The organism is Mycobacterium sp., from assembly GCF_036488105.1.
In the GTDB taxonomy this organism is placed as follows: domain Bacteria; phylum Actinomycetota; class Actinomycetes; order Mycobacteriales; family Mycobacteriaceae; genus Mycobacterium.
This window is the reverse complement of record NZ_DASXHW010000285.1, coordinates 1-5102: the sequence shown is the minus strand read 5'-3', so window position 1 is coordinate 5102 and position 5102 is coordinate 1. Positions and strand designations below refer to the sequence as shown.

The 5102-nt window shown below is 54.7% G+C and carries 3 protein-coding genes and 1 pseudogene; 3 read left to right on the top strand and 1 reads right to left on the bottom strand.

Features of this window, described 5'->3' with window-relative positions; all coding sequences use genetic code 11:
- The coding region (locus VGH54_RS14665) for a hypothetical protein (protein WP_331512769.1) at window positions 1-214 on the bottom strand (214 nt) is incomplete at its 3' end.
- Between the two features lie 902 nt (window positions 215-1116).
- Here VGH54_RS14665 and VGH54_RS14660 point away from each other — a divergent pair.
- The 3 genes and pseudogenes from VGH54_RS14660 to VGH54_RS14650 all read left to right on the top strand — a co-directional run.
- On the top strand, window positions 1117-4038 hold the full coding sequence (locus VGH54_RS14660) for a retropepsin-like aspartic protease (protein WP_331512768.1): 2922 nt from the start codon (window positions 1117-1119) through the stop codon (window positions 4036-4038).
- Between the two features lie 391 nt (window positions 4039-4429).
- The gene (locus VGH54_RS14655) at window positions 4430-4681 is read left to right on the top strand and encodes a hypothetical protein (RefSeq protein WP_331512767.1); all 252 of its coding nucleotides are present in this window, start codon (window positions 4430-4432) and stop codon (window positions 4679-4681) included.
- A 185-nt stretch (window positions 4682-4866) separates the two neighbouring features.
- Window positions 4867-5102, top strand: a pseudogene (locus VGH54_RS14650) (hypothetical protein); the annotation flags it as partial.

Genomic DNA, 5102 nt, shown 5'->3' with positions numbered 1-5102 from the left:
CTCTTTGAGGTGCGCGGCCTGCGGTGGCCGCGCCCTGCGTCTTCGGTGTCGACTTCAATGTCGGCGTCGGCGGGTGATCCGTCGTCGTCGTCATCGTCATCATTATCGTTATAGTCGTCATCGTCGTCGTCGTCCGACGGTCCCGTTGGGTGTGGTGGGCCTCCGCCTCCACCTCCACCACCTCCACCACCACCTCCACGTCGGCCTCCACCACCATTAGGTGGGTTTCGTGGGATTTTCGACGCGGGTAGTTGGGGTGAGGGGTTGTGCTGTCGGGGCGTAGGTGTTCTGGACCGTTTGGACGGCCCTGGGGTGGGGAATTCGTCGTCGTCCAAGTCGTCCGTCGCATCTGGTATGCTTTCCGGGCGGTGGATCGGCATTGTAAGCGGGATTGGGGCTTTGGCCTTGCCCTTTCCGAGTTGGTCCCTTGGTGGGATTCTCTCTGGGCGTTCGTCGGTGGTCGACGTCGTAGGCGATGATGATAGATTGGGGTTGTTCCCCACATGTATATTACTACGGTTTTTGTAAGAAACATGTATATAGACACCTGTTGACACCGGGTCAAAGGTATCTTATACTTTACCAACATCTACCTTAGTCGTCGAATATACGCTACTACAACGTATATAAGCGCCTGATAAGATTTGGATAAGATAAGTCTTATACATTTTTACGTTTTGCCCGCTCCTACAATAGTACGGAGCTGCTGACTATTTCAAGCCCGAAATTTTTCGATGAAAAATGAGTAGATTCCCAAAAAGAAAACATCAAAAACTCCCTGAGGACCCAGAGGCCCCCACTGGCCCTGGACCCCCCTCAGAAACAGCAAAATCAGCGCCAGAGGTGACCACCACCTCCGGCGCCGAAAAAGAAATTTTAGCGCCGACGTCGACGGACGTACACACACCGACGCTCCAGGGAAGAACGGCCGCGACCACCGCGAGCCAACCGACCCCAAACACTCCCACGACCGGGAGACAGGCCGCAGAAAGCCCCGGACCATCCGGGAGCACCCCTACGCGTCGTCAACATGACGATCGCGTCGAAGCAAGCCCCATAGGCCACGCTATGGAGCATCGACAACGCCCGTTATATGAAGCGCCTATCGGAGGACGCATGAGGTCAAACACCTCAACGCAGGCGAACTACTACGTGGCCCCGATTGCGCCACTCACTCAATCCGACCTAAACGCGACGATGTCCACAATAATGAAGGAATTCGCAAGATCGGTCTCAGCCTCGCTCGCTGAGAACAGCAAGATGATCTCAGACTCGATCACGAAGTCCAACAACGCGTCGCACGCGGACACCATAATCGTCCGCGACGAACTACGCGTCCTCAGCAACACGCTCATATCCGACGCGAGATCAACTCGCGACGACCTCGCCAGAGGATTCAAAGACCTCGGCACGCAGATATCGAGAGATATCACTACCGCAATGGCCACCACGGCCGATCACGCCAATGGATTGAACAACGCTTCATTCCAAACCATAATCGACTTACTACAAAACCGTAGTAACATACATGTGGGGAACAACCCCAATCTATCATCATCGCCTACGACGTCGACCACCGACGAACGCCCAGAGATAATCCCACCAAGGGACCAACTCGGAAAGGGCAAGGCCAAAGCCCCAATCCCGCTTACGACGCCGATCCACCGCCCGGAAAGCATACCAGATGCGACGGACGACTTGAACGACGACGAACCACCCACTCCAGGACCGTCCAAACGATCCAGAACACCAACGCCCCGACGGCACAACCCCTCACCCCAACTACCCGCGTCGAAAACCCCACGAAACCCACCTAATGGTGGTGGAGGTCGACGTGGAGGTGGTGGAGGAGGAGGTGGTGGTGGAGGAGGTGGAGGTGGAGGCGGAGGCCCACCACACCCAACGGGACCGTCGGACGACGACGACGATGACGACTATGACGATGACGATGACGACGACGACGGATCACCCGCCGACGCCGACATTGAAGTCGACACCGAAGACGCAGGGCGCGGCCACCGCAGGCCGCGCACCTCAAAGAGACAACCAGGCACACCTAGTGCCCGATTCGCAGACACACCAAGTGTCCACCCAAGAGAAACCTCCGACGGCTACGACTGGCGCAAACTCTCGCCGGCATACCGAGAACCAGGAGGTACAACTCCAACACCAATTGGCATCATGCCAACTGTAGATCGCTACGGCGACTTTCGCGCACGCATCAGGCGTGGCATCTCAATCGCTGTATGCAGGGTCATAGACAGGGAACCATCCTCGTCGACCCCCAACACCTTCGCCAAGAGCGTGGCCGCAGCCACGCCAATCCCCAAGTACGGCGGCGACGACGACCTTGAAGCCTTCATGAAATGGCTTCAAGCGTTCTTAACGTTCATCGACGTCCACCAACTTGTGGGCCGCGAGCAAGACTACAATCGGACCCTAACCATAGGCTCCGCATTGGAGGACCGAGCACTTGGCTGGTTCAACCTCAACATGAGGGGACCGCTAAGCGGACCACGACTCTCCTTCCTGGAGACAATGATCCTCATCTCCGACGAATTCCTCACTCCCGCGGCCGCCACCAAGGCGCAACGGAGTTTAGAGAAGATACAATACTCTAGCGAGCTCGGTATTCGCTCCTACGTACGAGAAGTACAAACGCTATCGAAACACGTATTCATGCCCATCGATGAATACACACTCAGACGACAAATCGTCGCAGCCATCCCGCAGACCATCTGCCACTGGCTCATCAATTACAAAGACTTGTCGATCTCCACCTCCACGGTAGTCGAATGGGTCGACGCCGTCGAACGACGTGAACGCGAACTCCTTGAGAGGGACGCGTACGACGCAACGGTATCGACGACCAAGAGAACAACTCTTGGTTCGACTCGTTACTACCGCTCGACTACGAATAGCGGATCACGTACACCACGTACGTCCACAACAACAGCGAACGCTGAAACAACCGGTGAATCAAACGCCACCAAGGCTCAAACCGACATCGGCAACAAGCCGAAATCCTTCAATAAACCACGAACGTCAGATCGCGGTACGCCCTCGAGACAACCCGTCTCGGAACGACAACGAGTCCCGCTCGCCGACATAGTCTGTCACGCCTGCGGGAAGAAAGGGCACTACAAAGGCTCGAAGGAATGCTCCAAGACGCCATCGTCAGCCCGCATGCACGCAATGGGTGCAGACGCCGACTCAGAGGAACAACCTCACGCCGAAGAGGACGACGCGTCGGAGGCCAACTTCGATGGAGAAGAATACAGCGAAGACGACGACTTCGGGCCAACCGAAGTCGAAACTCCACTCGACGACGTGGGCACGGGAGCAGTCATTGCCACCCTCCACCTCGACGAAGTCGAAGACGAAGACGACGACAAGGTCGTCTACGTAGCCAACATGGCTACCCAAAAAACAAGCAGCACCAGCGACACCACAGTCGCAACGGAACTGCTGAAGTCCGTCAAAACGAACTACGAAGTACGGGGGAGTGGCACCAAGCCACGACACGTCGGAAAGACGAAGGGACAGCTCAAGGCCGACTCCAACGTGGACTGGGCCTCGAACTCCAACGTCAACCGGACACACCCTGGAGACGGCAGAACAGCGCCGCCCAGGAGACAAGGCTTGTCCACCCTTGTCAAGGTGAACGGCATCGAGGCGTATACGTGCTGGGACACCGGCTCAGAACTCGACGCTATCACACCGGACTTCATCCGGGCAGTCGGCATCACGTCAACGCCCAAGAGCGAACCCCTACGGATCCGCCTAGGAACCAAAGGGAGTACATCACGTACTTCCTACGAAGCAAAACCTATGCTAGACTTCGGCCATTCGAAGTCAGAGCACGCACTGGACGTCGTCAACCTCGACAGATGGGACCTACTCCTCGGTAGCCCATTCTGCAATCGGCACGGCGTCGTACTCGACTACGAATCCCGCACCATCCGCTGGGGCAACACGGTACTAAACGCACTCACGCGTGAAGAAGAAGCCGCAATATGCAACACAGCATGCAACTAGCCATGTATTGAGGGCAATACATGCATAGAACATACTAAAATGAATCCAAATAATCAGTGCATGAATCAGCATGTTACATTTATTGTCACATTCTGAATGTACATTACCATGTAATTTTGTGCTTCATTTATAGCTAATCTCACCAAATTTCAGGTCAATAATCAGTGTATTTATCATTCAGCATTCATAAGTTTTAAAATGTACTGGAAGGACTCATGATTGAAATCATTTAAAATATAGTCCCACATGATATTAGGTGATTCATTGTAATTTTATTTGGATTCATTTTACCATGTTCCATGCATGTATTGCCCCCAATACATGGCTAGTTGCATGCTGTGCGCTCGTAACCACCACCCCCACTACCGATCTCGCAGCGTGGACGTCGACCGTGCGCGATGGCATCACACAGGTCGCAGAGGCGGTGAACGTCGCCATGGACCGCCAGACCAAGAGGCTCGGCGAGATGATGGCCGAGTTGCGTGACGAGATGCGGTCGATGCGCGAGGCATTCGAGTCACAGCATGGAAATAATACTATACCAGGGTGGTATACCCATGGGATATGGTTATTTCATGACGATTATCCCACCTATATCATGGCTTTGTATACTGTGGTGGATATTCTGAATGCATTCTATTGAATCAATTCAATTTGAGTGGGATATTCTGAAAATACACCACAATAAACAATGAAGTAATAGAGGTGGGATAATCGTCGTGAAATAACCACATCCCATGGTTATACCACCCTGGTATAGTATTATTTCCATGCTGTGAGTGCCAGTCGTCGAGTGGCACTCGATCGGGGGCCGCGTCGACGGTGGAAGTGGTTGACGACAGCGACGATGAAGGTGTCGTGGGTCGCGACGACGAGGAGGAGGGTCGTGAAGACGAGGAGGAGGTTGGTGAGGATGTAGTGGACATCGAGATGGGGGAAGAAGGAGACGGTGTGGAGGGTGAAGAGGAGAATGGGGATGAGGCCGAGGAGGAGTGGCAGGGGACGTTGGGGAACGTCAGCGAGACGCCCGTGTCGGTCGAGGACGATCGCGTGATCATCGTGCG

What these genes read in the sequence shown, in the direction of transcription:
- VGH54_RS14660 (WP_331512768.1), top strand. Translation starts at nt 1,117, where the DNA reads ATGAGGTCAAACACCTCAACGCAGGCGAACTACTACGTGGCCCCGATT.